This is a genomic window from Anabaena cylindrica UHCC 0172 (genome assembly GCF_034931625.1).
GTDB lineage: Bacteria > Cyanobacteriota > Cyanobacteriia > Cyanobacteriales > Nostocaceae > Anabaena > Anabaena cylindrica_A.
This window is the reverse complement of sequence record NZ_JAYGGY010000001.1, coordinates 128,444-150,535: the sequence shown is the minus strand read 5'-3', so window position 1 is coordinate 150,535 and position 22,092 is coordinate 128,444. Positions and strand designations below refer to the sequence as shown.

Sequence of the window (22,092 nt, the reverse complement as noted above, 5' to 3'; positions counted from 1 at the left end):
TAAGCTAAAGTTGCAAAAGAGGTGCATTTTTATTTAGGAGAAAAGCCGTGAAAGCAGTCTTAATGACAGCAGCAGGAAACCCCGAAGTTCTACAACTGCAAGATATACCCAAACCTGCACCGGGAAATAGAGAACTTTTAGTCCGCTTAATAGCAGCAGGTGTTAATCCCTTAGATACGAAACTGCGAAAACGAGGCACATTTTACCCTGACAAAATGCCTGCTATCCTGGGGTGTGATGGTGCAGGTATTGTCGAAGCTGTCGGTACTGAAGTCCAGAAATTTGTCCCTGGAGATGAAATATATTTTTGCTATGGTGGCTTAGGTGCAAATCAGGGTAATTATGCAGAATATACCACCGTTGATGAACGATTTGTAGCTCATAAGCCCAAATCTATTTCCTTCGCAGCAGCAGCAGCAGCACCTCTAGTATTAATCACCGCTTGGGAAGCTTTATATGAACGGGGAAGACTACAACCAGGAGACAAAGTTTTAATTCATGGGGGTGCTGGTGGTGTCGGTCATGTAGCAATTCAACTAGCTAAACTCAAAGGTGCAGATGTCGTCACTACGGTTAGTTCTCAAGAAAAGGCGAATTTAGTTACCCAATTTGGTGCTGATAAAGTAATTTTTTACAAACAAACAGACTTTGTGCAAGCTACCTTAGATTGGACAAATGGTGAAGGTGTAGACTTAGCTTTTGACACTATTGGGGGTGAAATTTTTGATCAAACTTTTCCCGCAGTGCGAATTTATGGTGATATCGTCACCATTCTCGAACCTAACTCCAACACAGTTTGGAAAGTGGCCAGAAACAGAAATCTTCGCATTAGCTTAGAATTAATGTTAACACCAATGATGTTAGAAAATGTCGAAGGTCTGCAACATCATGGTGAAATTCTTCAACAATGTGCTAATTGGATAGATGAAAATAAGTTAAAAATTGAAGTTACCCATCAATTCCCTTTACAACAAGCAGCAAAAGCTCATCAATTGCTAGAAAATGGCGCTATAACAGGTAAAATTGTTTTACTAATTAGCGATAACTAGAAAACTTGCATAATCTGTTTTTTAACCGCAGCACCTCACAAATATTAAACGCAGGAATTCATAAATTTTCTCTGTGTTACTCTGCGCTTACCTTGGCGTTACTCTGCGTTTTACTCATTTTTCCTCTCCCAGCTTTTGCAGCGCAATCAGAACGCACTCCTTTAACTCTGGAACTATTACAAGAACGACTAAAGACACCGACACTCCGAGAAGGTAATTTAACAGTAGATTTACGGGAAATGGTAATTGATTTACGACCAGAAAATTCCAGTTTCCGGGATAGTTTTTATAAGTTAGTGCGAAAAGAACTACAAAAGACTGGGACAAAACCGTTAGGTTTAGATTTAAGTTATTCTTTAGTACAAGGGGATTTTATCGGTAGCGACTTGGGTTTAAGAACACCTCTCTACGCACAAGCTATAGCACCAATTTTTACAGCGATAGAACAAGAACAATTAGAACGTCTCCGTTTGGTATGTTTGCAATCATTATCCATAGCTTTCCCTAATTCTAAAGACTGTAAATCACTTTTAGGAACTCTATCAACTACTGCCAGCGAAATTGCTGTTTTTCGTGGTGCTTTGACTTTGGTGGAAACTCGCTTTAATGGTGAAGTACAATTTCCGCATACATTTTTTCTTCAGTCTATAGATGCTGAAAATGCAACTTTTTTCAAGGCTACTAACTGGAATGAAACTAGATTTGGTCGTCCTGTAAGTTTTGATGCTGCTTCTTTTATCCAAGCCAGCAATTTTCAAGGTAGTATTTTTTTTGATAAAGCTAATTTCCGGAAAGCTAAATTTCAAGAATCTGTTGATTTTCAAGGTGATTTCTTTGTTAAAAATGCTAATTTTAATCAAGCAAAGTTTAAACAGTTAGTTAAATTTAATAATAGTTTATGGCAAGAAGATGCTGATTTTTCTGGTGTTAGCTTCGTAAGTTCAGCACAATTTAATAAAGCCAATTTTAATCAGTTTGTTTTTTTTAAAGAGGCAAGTTTTGAAAAAGATATCATTTTTAGAGAAACCCAATTTAACCAAGCTGTAAATTTTCATGGTGCAAGCATTCTTAATCAAGCTGATTTTAGCGATGTGAGATTTGGTAATGGAGCATTTTTAAATATACCTGGATTGAATTTCAATTCTAATCAAGCAAAAATTTTAGGAAATCCTGGTGAAATTGGTAATAAATTTTCTGTGCCGACATTACAAGGTAATCAAAACATTTTACGAAATTTGGGACAAAATTTCCGTCAACAGCAACAAGTTGCTGATGCTAATCAGTTAGAATATCTAAAACAACGACTAAAATTAATAGAATTAAGTCATAATTTAGTAGCTATAAATATTAATAATGCTTCTATCTCTAGTTTAATTAATTTGGGTCTTTCTCCCACTCAAGCGCAAGCAATTAGAGAACGACGTGAGATCAAAGTGTTTCGCAATGGTAGTGAGTTATTAACTTTAGCAGATATTGATTTAGATACCTATGATAAGTTAAGCGATCGCTTGGTTGCAAGTGAACCCTTGTCCCTGAGTATGTGGCTAATTCAAGCTTTTAACTGGTTGTTATTGAGTGTACTGCTGTTGCTGAGTGGCTATGGGACAAACTTCTGGCTAGTATTTGGTGTGGGGGGAGTTGCGATCGCATATTTTGGGTTACTATTTTGGCTAATAGACCGTTACCGTCGGCTGCGTCCTATACCCATTATTCCTTCATATTACGAAACTATTTCCATCCTGACTAGTTTTAGCTGTTTAACGTTCTTAAGCTTATTAGCTATTTTTCGTAATACCCAACAACCTTTACTCACATTAGGATGTCTTTTTATTCTGATTGTTCCAATCTCCTTGACTTTATCATGCCAAATTTATCGACAAGGACGTTATCACGACTTGATGGATGTTTCTTACTTCACAGAAGATGGTACTTTACGACAATTAAGATTGTTAATCGGACGTTTACCAGTAATACCCAGAAATCCGACATTTCGAGAAAGATATATGCCTTTATTATGGAATCGGCGTTGGAATTGGCTTAACTACTATGACTTTAGTCTGAATAATCTAGTGCGGTTAGGATTTAATGACATTCGCTTGAGAGACGAACACCTGCCTGGAATTATTGCCTCACTAGCTTGGTATCAATGGAGTTTAGGTTTACTTTACATCACCTTAGTTTTGTGGACTCTTTCCCGCACAATTCCGGGATTAAATTTGCTAATTTATTTAAAATAATTTCTCGAATAATTTTTGCAACAAGACGCAAAGACATAAAAAACCTTTACGCCTTTGCGTGAGGCTGATTGTAGCATTGACAGCTAAACCTTTGCTTCCAAAGACTTCAGCAATTCAGTATTGACACCGGATTCACGAGGTAGAGAAATTTTACCAGTACGGGCTATTTCTCTGAGACCAAATTTTTGCAACACCTGGACGATCGCTACCATCTTACCAGGATCTCCCACAACTTCCAAAGTCAGAGAATCTTCCGCTACATCCACAACCCTAGATCGGAAAATCTGAGATATTTCAATTACTTCTGCGCGACTGCTGCTAGTGGCATTCACTTTCAAAAGCATCAATTCTCTCTCTACACAAGGAGTTTCAGTAATATCCTGTACTTTGAGGACATTAACTAACTTGTATAATTGTTTGGTGAGTTGCTCAATTACGCGATCGTCTCCAGGTACAACCATTGTAATTCGGGACACACCTCCCTGTTCAGCAGGGCCAACAGCAAGGCTTTCAATATTAAAGCCACGACGAGCAAATAAACTGGAAATACGGGAGAGAACCCCCGCTTCATCTTCTACAAGAACGGAAAGAGTATGTTTCATTTCGCCAACAATTAGGCTAGGGGAGCATGAGATTAACGCAGACCTGAACTCATGGCTGCGCTAGACTTACTACCACACTGAATTTTCGGTCTAATCTCTCATTGTAACGTATTTTTTGCATCCTGAGATAAAAGTTAGGCAAAAATCATACTCTTAACTCAAAATTGTCTTGAGTACATATCCTATCAACGGTAGATGCTATTTTGATATTAAACTTCTATACTCGTCTAATGTAAAACCCTAAACAAAATAGGAGAGAAGTATTTATGAGTTGGCTAAAAAGACTTTTTAGCATGGAAAAGCCGGAAAATGCACAAGTAAATCCCACTCCGCAACCAGTACCACAAGCTGCGGCTACAGCAACTCAAACCATCCCTCCAGAACGACTAGGATTGAACGGAGAATATGACCAAAGTGGTTTAGCTAAACGGGTAGCATTAGCTTTTGATGAAGATCCTCAGCTTGATGATGTTAACACCCTTTGGGTTGCTCAGACGGGAAGTAATGTGGTGCTAAAAGGTAAAGTTCCCAGTCAGGATATTCTGAATAAGATGATGGCTGTGGCTAATTCTGTCAATGGCAGCACATCTGTAGATACTACTCAAGTAGAGATTGGCTAGTTTAAGAATATTTTATCTAGCGCTCAACACTCAACCCAGTTTCGCTCAATCCAATCCAAAATTAATTGGTTCACTTGTTCTGGAGATTCATCTTGGGGACAGTGACCCACATTTTCTAAATGTAGCAGTTCTAATTTCTCGTTATAGCGAGCAAATTCACTAGCCAAGATAGGGGGAACAAAAAGATCTTTTTTTCCCCAAATCAATAACATCGGAATTGTTAAGTTTGGTAAGATTTTCTTGACACTGGGGCTAAAATTTATGCCGATTGAAGCTTTGAAGAGGGCAATAAAAGCACGGGTGGAACCCCTGTCTTGAGGAGGCCCTGCTAAAATGTCTATGAGTTCATCCGTGATAGCTCCTGGATTAGCATAAGCAAGACCAGCCCAGCGCCGTAGCACACTTGGCCGCCGGATCAGGTTAAAAAGAGGTTTGAGGAGTAGAGGAGAAGCAATAATATTTTTAATTCCTCTCACAACTGGGTGTAAAAAAACGGGAAGGAGTTCTAATTCCAAAGTCGGATCTGGCAAACTCATCATCACTATACCCTTGACCATATCAGGATGGGCAGCAGCAGCAACTAAGGCAATTAGCGAACCAATCGAATTGCCTACTAATATTACTGGTTGGCGGATAAATGATTTCCAAAAATCATAAACTTGTTCTACCCAAAGTTTGACGCTGTAATTAACTGGGGCTTTTTCTGAAGCGCCAAAACCCAGCATATCTAAAGCATAAACGGTATGATATTCTCCCAAAAACTCTAAATTGTGTCGCCAATGACCAATGGAAGCTCCAAAGCCGTGCAACAGCATCAAAGGTATGCTTTGATGGTTTTGACTAAGGATAAGATTTGTTTCAGATAAGTCTTTTTTCTCTTTGCCTGCCTGGACTAAGCTGGATTTAGCGCGTATATAAGTATAGCGGATTTGCCAACCTCGCCAAACCCAATCCCTTTGATTACCAACTCGTTGCTGCCAAGATACTGTAGTGGTCACATATGCCTCCAAGTTATTTTTATGTGTTAAATTAGTTATAATTACTTGTATATTTAACTTGCCTGTGACCAATATGTGTTAATCGCATCGAATGTCAAGATGTTGACGAATGATTGTAATAATAGTTAATTTTAGCCAAAATTGTGTAATTTAGATTAACTATTGTAGGGAATTTATATCAAAGTGAGTAGAATAACAAATACAACAGAATATGCAACTATTGTATGGATTAGCTACCATAAATATAGAGACTCATTTTTTCAGTTTTGAGTCATTCCCGAACTTTGCCTACTTGGGCATACTAAATAAAACTAAGTAAATCAAGACCAATCCAAATCCTTAACTAAAGAGCTCCCAAAAATCATAATGCCTGTGATTGAGAAAAAAAGAACTCGCGATCTGCCCCAAATTAACGAACGGATTCGCTTCCCGAAAATTCGGGTCATTGACACTGATGGTGCCCAACTGGGTATTATGCCACCGCAGGAAGCGCTGCAACTAGCAGAAGACAAAGAGCTAGATTTGGTGCTACTCAGTGACAAAGCTGATCCGCCTGTATGTCGAATCATGGACTATGGGAAATATAAATTTGAGCAGGAAAAAAAGGCGCGGGAAGCCCGGAAGAAGCAGCACACGGCTGACGTGAAGGAAGTGAAGATGCGCTACAAGATAGAAGAACACGACTATCTGGTGCGCGTTAAGCAAGCAGAACGCTTTCTCAAAGATGGTGATAAAGTCAAAGCCACTGTGATGTTCCGGGGTCGAGAAATTCAACACAGTGACTTAGCGGAGACTTTACTTAAGCGTATGGCAACCGACCTGGATGCCTTAGGTGAAGTACAGCAAGCGCCAAAAAAAGAAGGGCGAAATATGATGATGCTGATCTCACCCAAGAAGTAAGCTCAAGAATGGATAGAGGGGGTGGGAGTTCTAATAGATACCAAGATGGTGAAAAATTAGGATAAGTTCAACCAGTCCCCAGTTCCCGCCCTGTAAATTTATCTAAAAACGATAGTCCTGACAGCTGAGTGGGAAAGATAATACTCAGATGTTCAGGACTTTTGCTATTCAGTAACTGTTATCCTGATTACTTGGCTGTTGCGCTGTGATTACCCCAGAAATTAAAACTGCATGGAAGTTAAAAATCATTGGTTGACTACCAATAGAGGCGCTCTGGCAAGATTGTTGAAGTGGGTAAATCTCCGACCTGAGGAAGTTGAACGCACTTGGATGATGTTTGCCTTCTACACCATTGTATCTGTAGGATTGCGGTGGGCTGAAGATAGTACGGTGGCCATGTTTTTAGATGAATATGGTGCGGGAAAACTCCCCTGGATTTATATCGCTAGTGCAGTCACAGGGGCTGGGTTGGTGGTTTTATATTCTTGGTTACAAAAGGTTTTCCCGTTGCGGTCGGTGATTGTGGCGATCGCACCGGGCATGGTTATGCCTTTATTATTATTAGTAGCCTTGCGTTGGGGCATACATATGCCCTATTTGGCAGTAATTATCATCTTTCTGCTCAGGTTATGGGTAGATGCCTGTTACGTGGTCAATGACCTTAACACCTCTATCGTCGCTAATCAACTATTCAACATTCGGGAAATTAAGCGGACTTACCCATTAGTTAGTAGTGGCATATTAGTGGCCGATGTAATTAGTGGCTTTAGTTTACCTTGGTTACTCAAATTCGCCGACCTCAATACTGTCATTCTCATCGCTTGTATTGTCATTCTCTTAGGCTCAGGAATTTTATTTTATTTAACTTATAAATATCCCACCTCTTTCCCCCACACCCCACAACGGCATATTACCGAAGAACAAGCTTCTCGACACCGCCGCCTAGAAACTCCACTGAAACGCTATGTTTGGCAGTTATTTGCCTTTTTTGCCCTGCTGCAAGTCATTGGCTTGTTAATAGATTTTCAGTATCTGCGCGAACTCAATTCCAATTTAAGTCAGCAAGAACTTGCCGGCTTCTTGGGTGTGTTTGGTGGCATTGTGGGACTATGTGAATTAGTTACCCAGTGGTTTATTTCTAGCCGATTGATTGAAAAAGTGGGTGTGTTTTTCACGGCTGCACTCTTACCAATTACCGTCGGCTTTTTATTACCAGGGATCATCTCCCTGCTGAACTTATTTCCAGCCATTGAACAGCCTGGATTTTTCTGGGGTTTAATTAGTCTCAAATTCTGTGATGAACTGCTGCGTTATACCTTTGTGATTAGTAGCGGTCCGGCACTTTACCAACCGATTCCTGAGCGGATTCGGAGCCGGATGCAGGCCTTATCAAGTGGCACAGCCGAAGCGATCGCATCTGGTGTCACAGGATTAGTGATTTTTGGAACCATATTTATCTCACAAAAATATATCCCTCAACCACTACAAAAGTGGGTATTAATCGGCGAAACAGTGATTGTCGCTGCCACCTGTTTAAAAGTAGTCTGGGAATTGCGATCGCGCTATGTTGACGTATTAGTCTTAAGTGCAGAACGAGGTGGACTAAGTGCTGCCACCGTGGGCTTGCGAGCCTTCAAACAGGGAATAGTCAAAGCTTTAGTCGAAAAAGGTAGTACAGCCGATAAAAGCTCTTGTTTGGAACTTTTAACCCAAATTGATCTGCCAGGATCAGGAGAAGTTTTAGCACCATTACTAGTTAAGTTACCCCCAGATTTACAAGCCCAAAGTCTAGAAATCATGCTTCTGGCAGGTGCAAATCCTCTCTATGTTCCTGATGTTCGTTTCTTGTTAGATCAACCCCAAGCAACAGTTGATCCTGAAGTGTTCGCTCTAGCGATGCGTTACGTTTGGCTGGCTGGAGTCAATCCTGATTTAAGCCTATTAGAAGACTACCTGCAACCAAAACACCATGCACTTATCCGCGCCACAGCCGCAGCTTTGCTTTTGCGTCAAGGAACCCCTATGCAAAAGCTGGCAGCTACTAAAACTATGCGCCTGATGCTAACTCATAAACAAGAAAGAGAACGGGTAAATGGAGTCCGAGCGCTCAGAGAAGCAATCTATTTACAGGCACTGCGGATTCATATCCCCAACTTATTGCAAGATGACTCATTACGGGTACGCTGTGCAGTATTAGAAATGATTACTGCTACTCGTTTAGAAGAGTACTATCCCACACTCTTAGCAGCACTCTATTACAAATCAACTCGGAATACAGCCATGCAGTGCCTAGTGAGCATGGAAAATGAAGCAATCCCGATGTTGTTAAAACTAGCTACCAATATTTACAAACCGGAAGTAGTGCGAATGTACGCTTGGCGTACTATTGCTCAAATTGGTACCCTCGAAGCCATAGAAACTTTATGGCTACATTTAGAAACATCCTGGGGTACTAATAGAGACTATATCCTCCGCAGCTTACTAAAAATTCACCAACAACCAGGAAAAATCAGTGCTATAGATCAGTTCTATGAAAGTCGCGTCGAATCTTTAGTTGAGCAAGAAATACGATTTCTTGGGGATATTTATGCCGCTTATTTAGACTTCCAAACACTAGACTCTCTGGAAAATTATCAAGGAAATGAACGACTATTGACCATCGGTAAGTTGCTGCAACGCGCACTCTTAGAATTAGAATTAGATGTCAAAGATAGGTTATTACTGTTATTGAAGCTGCTTTACCCTGCGGAAAAGATGCAAGCCGCAGCTTTCAACCTCCAATCTCAGTCATTAGTCAATTTAGCACGGGGTTTAGAAATCCTCGATCACACGGTCAATTTGCCTTGTAAATCCCTATTGTTGAACATTTTAGATCGACGACCAGAAGCAGAAAAGCTTAAGTATCTTGTTGATGCGGGATTTTGGCAATATGAAAATATTTCAGTCTCTGAGCGCCTTTATAAGCTGCTAATCAATGGTCATTTGCTTTCTGACTGGTGTTTAGCCTGCTGTTTTCATTTTTCCCAAGCTGCTTATATCCGACTCACAACTACGGTAATTTTGGCTAATTTGCGCCATCCTACAGGCTTTGTCAGAGAAGCGGTAATTTCATACTTGAGCGTAGTTTCCCGACGTGTTCTCCAAGAAATTCTCCCCCACTTGCAAACAGATCCACACCCACTGGTGGTGACTCAAGTGAAAGAGTTGATAGCAAAATATCAAGATGGAGTTCAGGAATACAAAATAGAATCTGATGACTGAGTTAGGAGTCAGGAGTCTTTTGTGGCATAACTACCCCGACAAAATTACATAGATTGTTTTCCTGTTCCCACTTAAACTGAGTACAAAAATTACTCTATTTTTATTACGATGATTGAATCAGAAATAGGTGAGCAGATTATTGCAGCCAATCTCAAGCAATTTCTTTTGGTACTTTCAGTCTCATTAAGTGTGGCGACTTTACCGCAGATATTTAGTTGGTTTCGCCAAATACCTTATACATTACTATTGGTAATTGTCGGATTGGGTTTAGCGATCGCTGATGTCCGTCTTGTCACCCTTTCTCCCGGCTTGATTTTGTTCATTTTCTTACCACCACTTTTATTTGAAGCCGCTTGGAATTTGCACTGGAAGGAACTAAAGGAAGATTTTTTCCCAATTTGTTTATATGCAGTCTTCGGAGTAGTCATTTCTATTTTTGGTGTAGCTATCGGCCTCAATCAACTCGCTGGACTTTCCCTCACCACAGCTTTGCTCATCGGTGCAAGTTTATCGGCTACTGATCCAGTGTCTGTAACTGCATTATTTCGAGAACTAGGAGTAGGTAAGCGTCTTGTCACCCTGATGGAAGGGGAAAGCCTATTCAACGATGGTATGGCTGTAGTCGCTTTTGGTTTTTTGGTAGCCCTACCCCTAGGAAAAGTCCAATTAGGATTTCAACCAATTTTAATCGAGTTAATTACAGTCGTCGGTATCGGTGTAGCAGTTGGTAGTTTAATCGGCTTTGGTATCTCCTACCTTACCCAACGCTTCGATTTACCAATGGTGGAACAGTCATTAACATTAGTTTCCGCTTATGGAACTTACTTAATTATTGAAGATTTAGGTGGTTCTGGAGTAATTGGAGTTGTCACCACAGGTTTAATTTTAGGTAACTTTGGTTCTCGTATCGGCATGAATCCCCGGACTCGGATTATTGTTTCTGAATTTTGGGAATTTTTGGCTTTCTTTGTCAACTCAATTGTCTTTTTATTGATTGGTGATCAAATTCGCTTTGCTAGTTTAGGCGAAAACATGGAAATCATTTTTGTCACAGTCCTAGCTATGATTATCATGCGGGCATTAGCAATTTATATTCTGAGCTTTGTTAGCGCTAATATTACTAAATCAGAAATTTCCTTACCTGAGCAAACAATCCTTTGGTGGGGAGGTTTACGTGGTTCTGTTTCCATTGCCCTGGCTTTAAGTGTACCGACAATTCTGCCAGAACGAGATAAAATCATCGCTACTGTATTTGGCGTAGTTTTGTTTACTTTATTAGCTCAGGGATTAACCATCAAACCTTTATTACAAAAATTGAATTTATTGGGTGATGCTGGCCTACGTGAGCAATATTTAGAGTTATCTGCTCGGAATGTAGCTTTAGAGCGAGTTCTGCAACATCTCCAAGCAGACCAACGTCCGGGAATTGAACCCGAATTTTACCGTTATCAAGAAGCACTAATCAAAGGTGAAATTGATGATTTACAAGGTGAAATTGATCAATTACAAAATGAGTATCCTAATCTCAGGGAATTTTCTACTGAACAATTTCGGGAAGAATTACTGGCAATTGAGGCAAATACTTATGCCGAATTTGTACGGTCTGGAAGGTTAAATAAAGAACTTGCACCAATGCTACAAAATGTTTTACAGGGAGGAAAAGATTAGGCAGTTTAAACCGACAAACAACTCTTGATAAAATAACAATAGTATAGGACTAGTGGTCTGTCCAATTTCTATTTGTGGATGAACTTTATAGTTAATAGGCTCTCTATTTTCCTTCAAACTCACAATTTTTAGCTTGACAGACCACTAGCTCCTTCAAGGTGTGTTAATTTGGGATAAATCTGTGAAGGTAAAGTTTTAAAAAACAGACCACTCTTGAGGAAGAATGGCAATCATCTTGCCTCTGTAAGTAGGGCTTGCTGAATAAACCCAATAATAGCTAGAAACTTTGGTTTGTCTCTTTTCACTACCATGAACGCTTCTAAGTGCTATCTGAACCGTAGGCAGTATAAATCAGGTAATGAAGTATTTATACGTAGGGCTTGCTGTTCGCGGAGCGTACCGTTAGGCATATAAATCTAAAACTTAGATATATCAAGAGTTTGAAGGTTAGAAAGGTGAATCAGGTGCAAAGAATAAGCGTTGAAAATACCAAAAACCTATCACTTGACCAGATTCAAGACTATTCTTACTTCCTTCTTCCTTCTTCCTTCTTCCTTCTTCCTCCTGACTCCTGACTCCTAGCCCTAACGAAAAGACTTTTATGGCTTACGCCACGCTACGCTATCAGCAAACCCTACTTAAGCAAGATTATGCCAAGTCAAGAAAGTTAAATTCAGTTTAGTTAACTATTCTCTTTATATCCTCTCTCAGTCTGGGGTATAGTAGATTCCACCAATCTCGAAGTAACGATATATTTGAGAGTCTATCCCATACAAATCCACTGTTTGTTTTTGAATCTATGAAGTCTTATTTAGCCGCCGCTATTCAAATGACCAGTGTGCCTGATCTACAGAAAAACTTGACACAGGCAGAGGAATTAATTGATTTGGCCGTGCGTCAGGGTGCAGAATTGGTAGGGTTGCCAGAAAATTTCTCTTTTATGGGAGAAGAAAAAGACAAACTTGCCCAAGCAAATGCTCTTGCTCAAGCAACGGAAACATTTCTAATCAAAATGGCGCAGCGCTTTCAAGTTACTATTCTCGGCGGCGGCTTTCCTGTACCTGTAGAAGATGGCACAGGCAAAGTCCATAACACAGCTTTACTCATTAACCCCAATGGTCAAGAACTGGCCCGTTACCACAAGGCACATTTATTTGATGTCAATGTTCCTGATGGTAACACCTATCAAGAATCTAGTACTGTTATGGCTGGTAAAGCTTTACCCCCAGTCCATTTTTCCGAAAACTTGGGTAATCTAGGACTTTCTATTTGCTATGATGTCCGCTTCCCGGAATTGTATCGACATCTAGCAGACAAGGGAGCGGATGTTGTTTTTGTTCCTGCGGCTTTTACGGCTTTTACAGGTAAAGACCATTGGCAAGTATTACTGCAAGCCAGAGCGATTGAAAACACCTGTTACGTCATTGCTCCCGCCCAAACTGGCACTAACTACGCCCGCCGTCAAACCCACGGTCATGCGATGATTATCGACCCTTGGGGAGTAATTTTAGCAGATGCAGGAGATAAACCAGGAGTTGCGATCGCAGAAATCAAACCTACCAGATTAGAACAAGTGCGTCGGCAAATGCCATCTTTACAACATCGCGTGTTTTAGACACTGGATCTAACAAAGGCTTTGTGGTGCGGGCGGAAAAGCCCGCTAATAAGTAATTGGCAAGATTGGTGATATTGGTTTTAGTTCTGTTTATGGTCTAGCTTTTGATGACAATGGAACTTTATATGGCTACACTTCTGATAGGAAGCAGATAGTTATTAATGCAACAACAGGATTAGGTACATTTAATCAAAATGTGACGGGTACTTCCGGTCAAATATTTGGTTCTGCATCACTACCATCAACAGGGCCACAAACTTCAGTTCCAGAACCTACTTCTGTATTAGGTTTGTTTGCATTGGCTACAATTGGTGTAGGATCAATGATTAAGAAAAACAACAAAACTAAACTTTTCTAACTTCCACGGAAGCCAAAACAAAAAACCGGGAAACTTTAAAGCCACCCGGTTTATTGATATAGGGGTATAGCATCGCCATACCCTATTTATTGCTGATAAAAATTACACTTTAGCAGCCGCTCTCATTACCAATTCGCCCTTAGCATATTTAGCAGCAAAATCTTCTAAAGAAACTTGCTTAATCTTACTGGCGTTACCAGCAGTACCAAATTCTTGATAGCGATCTGAACAAACCTTCTGCATATATTTGATGGAAGGCTTGAGGAAGTGACGAGGATCAAATTCCTTAGGATTAGCTGCCAAAGCTTCACGGACAGCAGCAGTGATAGCTAGACGATTGTCGGTGTCGATATTTACCTTACGTACACCACTCTTGATACCTTTTTGAATTTCTTCTACGGGTACACCGTAGGTTTCAGGAATTGCACCACCATATTGGTTAATAAGTGCAAGTAAATCTTCAGGTACAGAAGAAGAACCATGCATTACCAAGTGGGTGTTAGGCAGACGACGGTGAATTTCTTCGATGCGGCTGATAGCCAAAATTTCCCCAGTTGGTTTACGGGTAAATTTGTAAGCACCGTGGCTGGTTCCGATAGCCACAGCTAAAGCATCTACTTGGGTTGCTTCTACAAAGCTAACAGCTTCATCGGGGTCGGTTAACAGTTGAGAATGGTCTAGTGTACCTTCAAAACCATGACCATCTTCCGCTTCACCTGCACCGGTTTCTAGAGAACCTAAACAACCGAGTTCACCTTCAACACTGACACCCAATGAGTGAGCTACGTTGACAACTTCGCTGGTAACTTTAACGTTGTACTCAAAGCTTGCAGGTGTCTTAGCATCAGCTTCCAACGAACCATCCATCATCACGCTGGTGAAGTTGTTCTTGATTGCTGAGTAGCAGGTAGAAGGAGCATTACCATGATCTTGGTGCATGACAATGGGAATCTCAGGATAGGTTTCTACTGCTGCCAAAATCAGGTGGCGTAGAAAGTTTTCTCCGGCATAATTACGAGCGCCGCGAGAAGCTTGTAGAATTACGGGACTATCTGTCTCAGCCGCCGCTTTCATGATTGCCTGAATCTGCTCTAAGTTGTTAACGTTAAAAGCTGGTATGCCGTAACCGTTTTCAGCAGCGTGATCCAAAAGCAACCGCATTGGTACAAGCGCCATATATAATCCTCCTAATTTGAGTATCAGCCAGTCAGTTTAATAGAAGCGTAATATTTATCTTAATGTAATTTTTACGCTAATCTTAAGAATTTTTTCACATTATAGGAAATTATAACTAATAGCGGGTGTTTATGTTGAAAAAGTTTACCCCTGTACTATATAGACCTTAATCTATGCTTTGCAGGTACTGTTGTACTGTTAACTACTGTCTAGGGAGTTGGTTTGGTAGCTAGGAATACCCACAGAGGCAAGAGACAGGAGGTAGTTATGCTGGAGCGGATTCTATGAGAAATGAGAAAGTTAAGATTGGAATTATCATTATCACGTACTTGCTTAGTATAAAATTAACTTAGTTGTTCAGTTCAAGTGCGATCGCACAACGCCCTGACGATATTATTGCCAATTATGGTAAATTGTTACAAAGGTCATTCCTCAATTTTACCTAATCCCTGATAGCTTTTATAGAAATATGCAAAACAGAAATAGTAGTATTCTCGTTGGTAATACTAGAGGCGATAATGTTCTTCGCTTTGATGCTTATACAGGGAACTATTTAGGTGAGTTTATCACCCCTGGTCTGGGTGGACTCAATAACCCTGATACCTTACTATTCGGACCAGATGGAAATGGTGATGGTAAAAGCGACCTTTATATAGCCAGCGGAACGCAATCAGCAAACTCTTCTATATTGAGATTTGACGGACAGACTGGTAATTTCATTGATGTCTTTGTGGGTGATAATCCAAATACAGACTTAGATGAAAGCGGGGGTTTAATTCGTCCTTACGGTATTGCTTATGGACCTGATGGTAATTTTTACGTTTCCAGTTTCCTTAGTGATCAAATATTGCGCTACAACAGTTCAACTGGTGAATTCATTGATGTTTTTGCTCAAGGGAATGGTGCGTCAGGAGGTTTAAACGGTCCGAACGGACTACTTTTTATCAATGATAGTCTGTATGTTACCACCCAAGGTACTGTAGCCGAAGTTAATCCTGATACTGGAGAAGCTTTTCCTGATTTTAGTGCAGGTTTACCTAGTCAGGTTTTACGTTACGACTCACTAGTAGCCGGGACAACACCAACAGTTTTTGCTACTCCTTCACCTTCACCAGACAGCTTTGGTTTTGTCAGCTTGCTTGGTTTAGTCCTTGGTGAAGATGGTGATTTGTATGTGAGTGATTTTGCTAACGACATCCGCCGCTATGACTTGGAAAATGGGGAGTTAGTCGATACTCTTTCTACAAACTATACAACTAATACACCACCAAGCAATAATTTTATTGGTGGACTTGCTTTTGCTCCTAATGGCGATTTACTTACAGTTGGTTTTGATAGCAACACGATGGAGGGCGCTGTTCTCAGCTATCAAAGTCAGGGTAATTCACCTGTTAACCCAGTTCAGGTTTTAGTTCCTACGAATCCAGTTCTTGAGCGTCCTGTTGGTATAACTTTTTTCCCCACAGAAAGCCAGTTGGTGTTTGGAACTCCGGGAAATGATGATTTAAAAGCAGGTGTGGATTTAGAAGCTGTTGTAGATATTGTATTTACAGGCGCTGGTGATGATGCGGTTGACTTAGCTATTAAAAGTCATGCAAGTAATAACCGCGTCTTCTTAGGTAGTGGTAATGACATCATAGATGTTAGCAAGAGCGATCGCGCCTTTGGTGGTTCAGGAGATGACATTTTTGATGCTACTGATGGTAAAGGTGGTAGTCGGATGTCAGGTGGTTCAGGCCATGATACCTTCTACCTGGGTAGTGGTGATAGGGCTTTGGGCGGTGATGGCAATGATAAATTCATTGTGCAGACAGGTGGTGGTAATCTCATAAGTGGTGGTGCTGGTGCCGATAATTTCCAGATTGTTAACGCTGAACTACCAGCAACTGCTAATACAATTCTCGACTTTGAAATTGGTATTGATGTGATTAGTATTAATGGTGCTGCTGCCCTTGGTATTTCCTCAGCTACTTTGCTTTTGCAGGAAATGAGCGGCAATACTGAGATTAGATTTGGTGACAAAACTCTGGCTATCCTTAATGGGGTTACAAATTTGGATATTAACCTCATCAAATTTGATGTGTTTATATAACCTTATGTAAAATTTTTGCCTCTTTTTTGTCAAGAGTTAATTGTTATGCCATCATAGTAGTTGAGAAGTAATTCGGCGACGGCGTTTGTTCTTAACATTGATGGGCTTTTTCCTTTTGATATTTCCAGACTTTTCTCCGAAATCTAAATCTCTGCACTCTTATGATTTTGGAGACATTCTATGTCAATTTACGTAGGCAACCTCTCTTATGAAGTTACCCAAGACAACCTAACTGCGGTCTTCGCAGAATATGGTTCAGTGAAACGTGTTCAACTACCTACCGACCGTGAAACAGGTAAACTGCGCGGTTTTGGTTTTGTAGAAATGGGTACAGATGAAGAAGAAACCACAGCCATTGATGCTCTTGATGGTGCTGAGTGGATGGGACGTGACCTTAAAGTAAATAAGGCTAAACCCAGAGAAGACAGAGGTGGCTCCTTTGGTGGTGGTAATCGCAGTGGTGGTGGCGGCGCTCGTAACCGTTACTAAGCTATAGACTCTATCTAGTCTTTTAGCTAATTCAACAGGCTTAATAACTTAATTGAATTTAGAATTGGCTCAAGTATTAATACTTGAGCCTTTTTAATGGATAGTTTTCTGAATTATGGTTCGTCAGAAATTTGTATCCCACATTCCGCAGGTATTTTTTGATTTTTTGTAATTATCTACAATCCAATGATAACAAGGCTTTCAGCATTTACTCATGCTGAATGTGGGTTGTATAATCAATTTGTCCCACTAGGGTACCAGTATTTCACCATCTTTTGGGACAGGAATTGCTTCTTCCCGATACTCAAAATCACTTTCTTTGATTTCACCCACAGGACGCGTAGCTAAACGCCATTGACGATTTATTGATTTGTGCATAGATTTTAATTTGCGATTTTTCAAAAGGAAGCGCATCTATCCTTATGAGTATTTTGGCAGATTGGCAAGAATTTATGAGAAAAGTAATCATAATAGTGGGGCAGCAAAGAGCAAATTTAGTCACAAAATGTTAATTTATAAAACTATGACTAAGTTACACTCCCCCTACATCTACCAATGCCTTATCTTACTGCTGCCAGCGAAATTCATTGCCTGATTACTAAATATAGTCAAGCAAAAACCTTGTGGATAGATACAGAAGTTGCTGACTATAAAAGTCGTAATCCTAAATTATCGCTGATTCAGATATTGGATAATCCTCAAGATATGAGTGGTAATAGCATTTACATTTTGGATGTTCTAGAACAGTCGGAAGTGATTGCTGATTTTATTGAGCAAATAATGATGAATGCGGATATTGAAAAGGTATTTCATAATGCTAGTTATGATGTCAAATTTTTAGGAAATAAAAAAGCTAAAAATATTACTTGTACTTTAGAAATTGCCAAACAAATACCCTACTATATTTTGCCTTTACCTAATTATCAACTGAAAACATTAGCTACAGTCCTTTGTAATTTTCATGGTATTGATAAACAAGAACAAAGTAGTGATTGGGGAAAAAGACCTTTAACTGACGAGCAAATAGAATATGCTTACTTCGATTGCATTTATTTAGCTCAAATACATTTACAGTTATTGGCATTGCAAGCCACAATTAACCCAGAACCGGAAACAGAAGACTTAACTCTACTTTCGGAAACATATACAGAAGTTGAACAAAAACGGAAGCTCATTAATTCAGAATTTGAGCATTTGCAAGAGCGATTAAAAAAAGCTATGCAGGTGCAGAGTGTATCAGAAACGGCATATTGCCAAATCAGTAATTATGAACGCAAAACTGTAAAAGTTAAGTTTAAAGAACTAGTGCGATTGATGGAAAATTATGATATTGATTTAGATTTTTCAATTACGCTGACCGAAAAAATACAAAAAGATTTAGGTAAAAACTTGGAACAGTTAGATGTGGATATTGAAAAAAATCCTGTGTGGAGACTAACTGCGAAAGCACCGGAAAGTGAGGTGAATAATTAGTTATAAATATTTGGTATCAGGCAGATTTTCAGAGGTTTAGACAATAGTTAATTGTGCTTTGTGTGGTTAATTTGAGTGATTAGAGAACAAATTAAACACAAAAAAAGAAATTATTTACACATTAAATTTAAAAACTTATGTTTAAACTTTGAAGAGGATTTTATTAAAAAATAAAGAATATGAGGAAAACTGGTTAATTGAGTTAAAATTTCCAGCAATAGTTAAAATTATTATGGAGTGAAAAAATAGATTTTGGTACTAATTTCCTCCAGGAGTGAAAGCGGTTTATAAGAACTTATGGAATGGCAGTTATTGACACCTAAAAAGCAAGTACTAGGCAGAATATTCACTATAGCTTTTTTTACTGCTTTAAGTGGAATTTTATGCGTTGCTTGCAGTAGAAATCAGGATGTTTTGGTGACAGAAGTAGGAGTTAGTCCTCCCAATCGTCTGACAGCGAAAACATCCAAAGCGGGAGAATTCTATATTCAAGGGCAGAATCAACACGCTAAGGGCAATTCCGAAGCTGCTATTGCTGCCTATAGTAAGTCGATTAGCCTTAATTCTCAATATGCTCCCGCTTTTAAAAGTCGGGGTTTGGCGTATTTCGATGCAGGTAATAAAGAGGGTGCGATCGCAGATTATAATCAAGCATTACGCCTCAACCCCAATGATGGCGAAACTTACAACAACCGGGGCAATGCCCGTGCATCTTTGGGAGATCAGCAAGCTGCGATCGCAGATTACAATGAAGCTATTCGCTTGGCTCCCAATTATGCTGAAGCCTTCAATAACCGAGGAAATGCTCGTTCTGCCCAAGGAGATAAAAACGGGGCTGTGAGTGATTATACTGAGGCTATTCGCATAGATCAGAACTATTCTGTTGCCTATAATAACAGAGGAAATACTTACTTTGCTCAAGGAGATCAACAGAAAGCGATCGCAGATTATAATCAAGCCATTCGCCTCAATCCTAATTTTGGTCCCGCTTTCAATAACCGAGGTAACGCCCTTGCAGCCATCGGAGACAAACGTGGAGCATTACAAGATTTGCAAAGGGCAGCAGCTATTTTTGATAAAGAAGGTAACAAAGACTTGTATCAACAAGTGATGAAGAATATTCAAGAATTAGGGCAATAATTACGTAAGAATTCAGGAGTCAGGAGGTAAAAGGATGAAGGATGAAGGAATTTTTTCTTCTGTTCCTTGCTATATCAAACATTATGTATCCTGAATCCTTACATAATTACTAATATTTCCTATGGCTAAAGCCACGCTACGCGAACGTAATTAATTCTCCCTATCTTTTTTATTCTTCAATGATCGGGGTGCGTAAATCTTCTACCAAAGCCTGAATTTTTGCGGGAGGTGGTGGTGTTAGTCGAGAAACTATCAGGGTGACAATAAAGTTAATAATCATCCCTAAAGTCCCGATTCCTTCAGCAGAAACACCAAAAAACCAGGGTGTCATCCCGGCAAATTTTACGCCGACAATGTAGATAATTGTAAATATCAAACCTGTTAACATTCCGGCGATCGCACCTTCAGAATTAGTGCGTTTGTCGAAAATCCCCAGAAATATCACCGGGAAGAAGCTTGCAGCCGCTAAACCAAAGGCAAAAGCTACCACTTCACTGACAAATCCCGGTGGGTTTACCCCAAAATATCCAGCGAGAACAAGGGCTAAACCAACGACAACTCGCCCCACAAATACCCGTTTTTCTTCTGAAGCTGTGGAATCAAAAATGCGGTAATACACATCATGGGCGACGGAACTAGAAATTACTAATAATAAGCCCGATGCTGTGGATAAAGCAGCGGCTAAACCACCAGCAGCAACTAAAGCAATTACCCAAGCTGGAAGTTTAGCTACTTCTGGGGTAGAAAGAACAATAATATCTTTGTCAATTATAATTTCGTTGGTTTCTTTATTAGGAGTTAACTGCAAACGTCCATCTTTATTTTTATCTTCAAAAGTTAGAAGTTTTGTTTTTTCCCACTTATTTACCCAATCTAATTGCTGTACTTCGACAATTTTTTGATTATGCAAAGAAGTAATTAGATTATAACGAGAAAACATCCCGACTGCGGGGGCTGTGGTGTAGAGAATGGCAATAAATAATAACGCCCAACCAGCAGAAAAACGGGCAGCACGAACACTTTTTACTGTGTAAAATCGGACGATGATATGGGGTAAACCAGCAGTTCCTACCATCAAGGCAATGGTGATGAATAGGACATCCAGCATTGATTTGTTAGCAAAGGGCTGGGTGTATTCTTTAAAACCTAAGTCAAGTTGAATGAGGTTGAGTTTATCGGCGATATCACTGGTGGTAAAAGCCAGTTGGGGAATAGGATTACCTGTGAGTTTGTATGCGATCGCAATTGCGGGAATCAAATATGCGAAAATCAATACGCAATACTGGGCTACTTGCGTCCAGGTAATGCCTTTCATGCCTCCCAAAACCGCAAAAAAGCCGACAATGATCATGCCGATAATCACGCCAGTATTCACGTCTACTTGTAAGAAGCGACTGAAGACAATTCCCACCCCCCGCATTTGTCCAGCGACGTATGTGAGAGACACGAAAATGGCTGCAACTACCGCCACCAAACGAGCTATGTTAGAGTAATAGCGATCGCCTACAAAATCCGGTACTGTATATTTACCAAACTTCCGCAGATAAGGCGCTAATAATAATGCTAGTAAAACATAGCCACCAGTCCAACCCATCAAATAAATAGAACCATCATATCCCAAAAACGAAATTAACCCCGCCATTGAGATAAATGAAGCCGCAGACATCCAATCAGCCGCCGTAGCCGCACCATTTGCAATTGCAGGTATTCCCTGACCGGCAATAAAAAAGTCTTTAGTATTTTCTACTCTAGATTGCCAACCAATGTAAATGTAAACAACAAAAGAAAGTCCAACTAAGATAATCGTCCAAAGTTCAACTGACACAGATTCTCCTCACTTTTTGGTATTATATTTGCGGTCTAATTTATCCATTTGGAAAGCGTAAGTAAAAATCAATACCACAAAAACCAAAATTGATCCTTGTTGTGCCATCCAAAAGCCAAAAGGAACACCAAAAAAGCGAATTGCATTTAATGGTTGAACCAACAAAATACTAAAAACTAGGGACACTAAAGCCCAAACAATTAAAAGATTTCTAATTAAGGTGGTGTTAGCACGCCAATAAGCGCGACGCTGATCTTCGTCCATTTTTCTTCTATCATCATTGCATCACAGATAATATCAGCAAGTCGAGATAATGCTGTTTTATTTTGGCGTTTTTTTGTTAAGTTTTCTATATTAAGTAGTTAGTTCTATTTTTTATGGCGATTTTTGGGTAAGTTAAATATATTTTTTTATCTCACGCAAAGACGCGGAGGCGCAAAGGAAGAAATAGAGAAACAAGGTTGAATTTCATTTTCTTTAACCCAACTTTGTATCTTAGGCAAGATCAACATATTGTCTTCATTGTGATGGTCGGGACGCAATTTGAAACCTAGATTTTTCATGAACCGTATGTAAGTCTTACAACATT

18 protein-coding genes are annotated in these 22,092 nt (G+C 39.8%); 12 read left to right on the top strand and 6 right to left on the bottom strand.

Features of this window, described 5'->3' with window-relative positions; genetic code table 11:
- The first annotated feature begins 47 nt into the window (after positions 1–47).
- Both VB713_RS00675 and VB713_RS00670 read left to right on the top strand, forming a co-directional pair.
- Positions 48–1,049, top strand: a complete 1,002-nt coding sequence (locus tag VB713_RS00675) for a zinc-dependent alcohol dehydrogenase family protein (RefSeq protein ID WP_323309655.1) — start codon at positions 48–50, stop codon at positions 1,047–1,049.
- Positions 1,050–1,141: 92 nt separating this feature from the next.
- Positions 1,142–3,286 (top strand): pentapeptide repeat-containing protein, encoded by a 2,145-nt coding sequence (locus tag VB713_RS00670; RefSeq protein WP_323309654.1) that lies wholly within the window; start codon positions 1,142–1,144, stop codon positions 3,284–3,286.
- A gap of 83 nt (positions 3,287–3,369) precedes the next feature.
- Here VB713_RS00670 and ilvN read toward each other — a convergent pair whose 3' ends face one another.
- Entirely contained in the window at positions 3,370–3,888 is a 519-nt protein-coding gene (gene ilvN, locus VB713_RS00665; RefSeq protein WP_323309653.1) for an acetolactate synthase small subunit, read from the bottom strand.
- A 266-nt stretch (positions 3,889–4,154) separates the two neighbouring features.
- On the opposite strand from ilvN, the gene VB713_RS00660 reads away from it, so the two are divergent.
- Complete coding sequence (locus VB713_RS00660; protein ID WP_323309652.1) at positions 4,155–4,508, top strand: phospholipid-binding protein; 354 nt, start codon at positions 4,155–4,157, stop codon at positions 4,506–4,508.
- Positions 4,509–4,531: 23 nt separating this feature from the next.
- Here VB713_RS00660 and VB713_RS00655 read toward each other — a convergent pair whose 3' ends face one another.
- Entirely contained in the window at positions 4,532–5,506 is a 975-nt protein-coding gene (locus VB713_RS00655; RefSeq protein ID WP_323309651.1) for an alpha/beta fold hydrolase, read from the bottom strand.
- Between the two features lie 366 nt (positions 5,507–5,872).
- On the opposite strand from VB713_RS00655, the gene infC reads away from it, so the two are divergent.
- From infC to VB713_RS28190, 5 genes are all read left to right on the top strand, one after another.
- Positions 5,873–6,406, top strand: a complete 534-nt coding sequence (gene infC, locus VB713_RS00650; protein WP_015213272.1) for a translation initiation factor IF-3 — start codon at positions 5,873–5,875, stop codon at positions 6,404–6,406.
- A gap of 231 nt (positions 6,407–6,637) precedes the next feature.
- Positions 6,638–9,667, top strand: coding sequence for an MFS transporter (locus tag VB713_RS00645; RefSeq protein WP_323309650.1), 3,030 nt, complete (start codon positions 6,638–6,640; stop codon positions 9,665–9,667).
- A 108-nt stretch (positions 9,668–9,775) separates the two neighbouring features.
- On the top strand, positions 9,776–11,335 hold the full coding sequence (locus VB713_RS00640) for a sodium:proton antiporter (RefSeq protein ID WP_323309649.1): 1,560 nt from the start codon (positions 9,776–9,778) through the stop codon (positions 11,333–11,335).
- 799 nt (positions 11,336–12,134) lie between these two features.
- Positions 12,135–12,950 carry a carbon-nitrogen hydrolase family protein gene (locus VB713_RS00635; RefSeq protein WP_323309648.1) on the top strand — a complete coding sequence of 272 codons (816 nt, stop codon included), beginning with the start codon at positions 12,135–12,137 and terminating at the stop codon, positions 12,948–12,950.
- A 196-nt stretch (positions 12,951–13,146) separates the two neighbouring features.
- The gene (locus VB713_RS28190; protein ID WP_416242396.1) at positions 13,147–13,308 is read left to right on the top strand and encodes a PEP-CTERM sorting domain-containing protein; all 162 of its coding nucleotides are present in this window, start codon (positions 13,147–13,149) and stop codon (positions 13,306–13,308) included.
- 102 nt (positions 13,309–13,410) lie between these two features.
- Here VB713_RS28190 and fba read toward each other — a convergent pair whose 3' ends face one another.
- Positions 13,411–14,484 carry a class II fructose-bisphosphate aldolase gene (fba, locus tag VB713_RS00625; protein WP_015217327.1) on the bottom strand — a complete coding sequence of 358 codons (1,074 nt, stop codon included), beginning with the start codon at positions 14,482–14,484 and terminating at the stop codon, positions 13,411–13,413.
- Between the two features lie 469 nt (positions 14,485–14,953).
- Between fba and VB713_RS00620 the strand changes: the two genes are divergently transcribed.
- Positions 14,954–16,576, top strand: coding sequence for a hypothetical protein (locus tag VB713_RS00620; protein ID WP_323309646.1), 1,623 nt, complete (start codon positions 14,954–14,956; stop codon positions 16,574–16,576).
- 180 nt (positions 16,577–16,756) lie between these two features.
- Positions 16,757–17,065: an RNA recognition motif domain-containing protein gene (locus VB713_RS00615; protein WP_015217325.1), complete on the top strand. Its 309-nt coding sequence runs from the start codon at positions 16,757–16,759 to the stop codon at positions 17,063–17,065.
- A 249-nt stretch (positions 17,066–17,314) separates the two neighbouring features.
- Here VB713_RS00615 and VB713_RS00610 read toward each other — a convergent pair whose 3' ends face one another.
- A complete protein-coding gene (locus tag VB713_RS00610) occupies positions 17,315–17,443 on the bottom strand; it encodes a hypothetical protein (RefSeq protein WP_323309645.1) in 129 nt (42 codons plus the stop codon).
- A 177-nt stretch (positions 17,444–17,620) separates the two neighbouring features.
- Here VB713_RS00610 and VB713_RS00605 point away from each other — a divergent pair, with 177 nt between their 5' ends.
- Both VB713_RS00605 and VB713_RS00600 read left to right on the top strand, forming a co-directional pair.
- Positions 17,621–18,538: a ribonuclease D gene (locus VB713_RS00605; RefSeq protein ID WP_323309644.1), complete on the top strand. Its 918-nt coding sequence runs from the start codon at positions 17,621–17,623 to the stop codon at positions 18,536–18,538.
- A 297-nt stretch (positions 18,539–18,835) separates the two neighbouring features.
- Entirely contained in the window at positions 18,836–19,678 is an 843-nt protein-coding gene (locus VB713_RS00600; protein WP_323309643.1) for a tetratricopeptide repeat protein, read from the top strand.
- A gap of 169 nt (positions 19,679–19,847) precedes the next feature.
- Here the strand turns inward: VB713_RS00600 and VB713_RS00595 are convergent, their stop codons facing one another.
- Positions 19,848–21,503: a sodium:solute symporter family protein gene (locus VB713_RS00595; RefSeq protein WP_323309642.1), complete on the bottom strand. Its 1,656-nt coding sequence runs from the start codon at positions 21,501–21,503 to the stop codon at positions 19,848–19,850.
- Positions 21,504–21,512: 9 nt separating this feature from the next.
- Entirely contained in the window at positions 21,513–21,767 is a 255-nt protein-coding gene (locus VB713_RS00590; protein WP_016949821.1) for a DUF4212 domain-containing protein, read from the bottom strand.
- Positions 21,768–22,092: the final 325 nt, after the last annotated feature.

Excerpts from the sequence above, each read along its gene's own strand:
- ilvN (WP_323309653.1), bottom strand. The coding sequence starts at position 3,888 with ATGAAACATACTCTTTCCGTTCTTGTAGAAGATGAAGCGGGGGTTCTC.
- VB713_RS00660 (WP_323309652.1), top strand. The coding sequence starts at position 4,155 with ATGAGTTGGCTAAAAAGACTTTTTAGCATGGAAAAGCCGGAAAATGCA.
- infC (WP_015213272.1), top strand. The coding sequence starts at position 5,873 with ATGCCTGTGATTGAGAAAAAAAGAACTCGCGATCTGCCCCAAATTAAC.
- VB713_RS00645 (WP_323309650.1), top strand. The coding sequence starts at position 6,638 with ATGGAAGTTAAAAATCATTGGTTGACTACCAATAGAGGCGCTCTGGCA.
- VB713_RS00640 (WP_323309649.1), top strand. The coding sequence starts at position 9,776 with ATGATTGAATCAGAAATAGGTGAGCAGATTATTGCAGCCAATCTCAAG.
- VB713_RS00635 (WP_323309648.1), top strand. The coding sequence starts at position 12,135 with ATGAAGTCTTATTTAGCCGCCGCTATTCAAATGACCAGTGTGCCTGAT.
- fba (WP_015217327.1), bottom strand. The coding sequence starts at position 14,484 with ATGGCGCTTGTACCAATGCGGTTGCTTTTGGATCACGCTGCTGAAAAC.
- VB713_RS00620 (WP_323309646.1), top strand. The coding sequence starts at position 14,954 with ATGCAAAACAGAAATAGTAGTATTCTCGTTGGTAATACTAGAGGCGAT.
- VB713_RS00615 (WP_015217325.1), top strand. The coding sequence starts at position 16,757 with ATGTCAATTTACGTAGGCAACCTCTCTTATGAAGTTACCCAAGACAAC.
- VB713_RS00610 (WP_323309645.1), bottom strand. The coding sequence starts at position 17,443 with ATGCACAAATCAATAAATCGTCAATGGCGTTTAGCTACGCGTCCTGTG.
- VB713_RS00605 (WP_323309644.1), top strand. The coding sequence starts at position 17,621 with ATGCCTTATCTTACTGCTGCCAGCGAAATTCATTGCCTGATTACTAAA.
- VB713_RS00600 (WP_323309643.1), top strand. The coding sequence starts at position 18,836 with ATGGAATGGCAGTTATTGACACCTAAAAAGCAAGTACTAGGCAGAATA.
- VB713_RS00590 (WP_016949821.1), bottom strand. The coding sequence starts at position 21,767 with ATGGACGAAGATCAGCGTCGCGCTTATTGGCGTGCTAACACCACCTTA.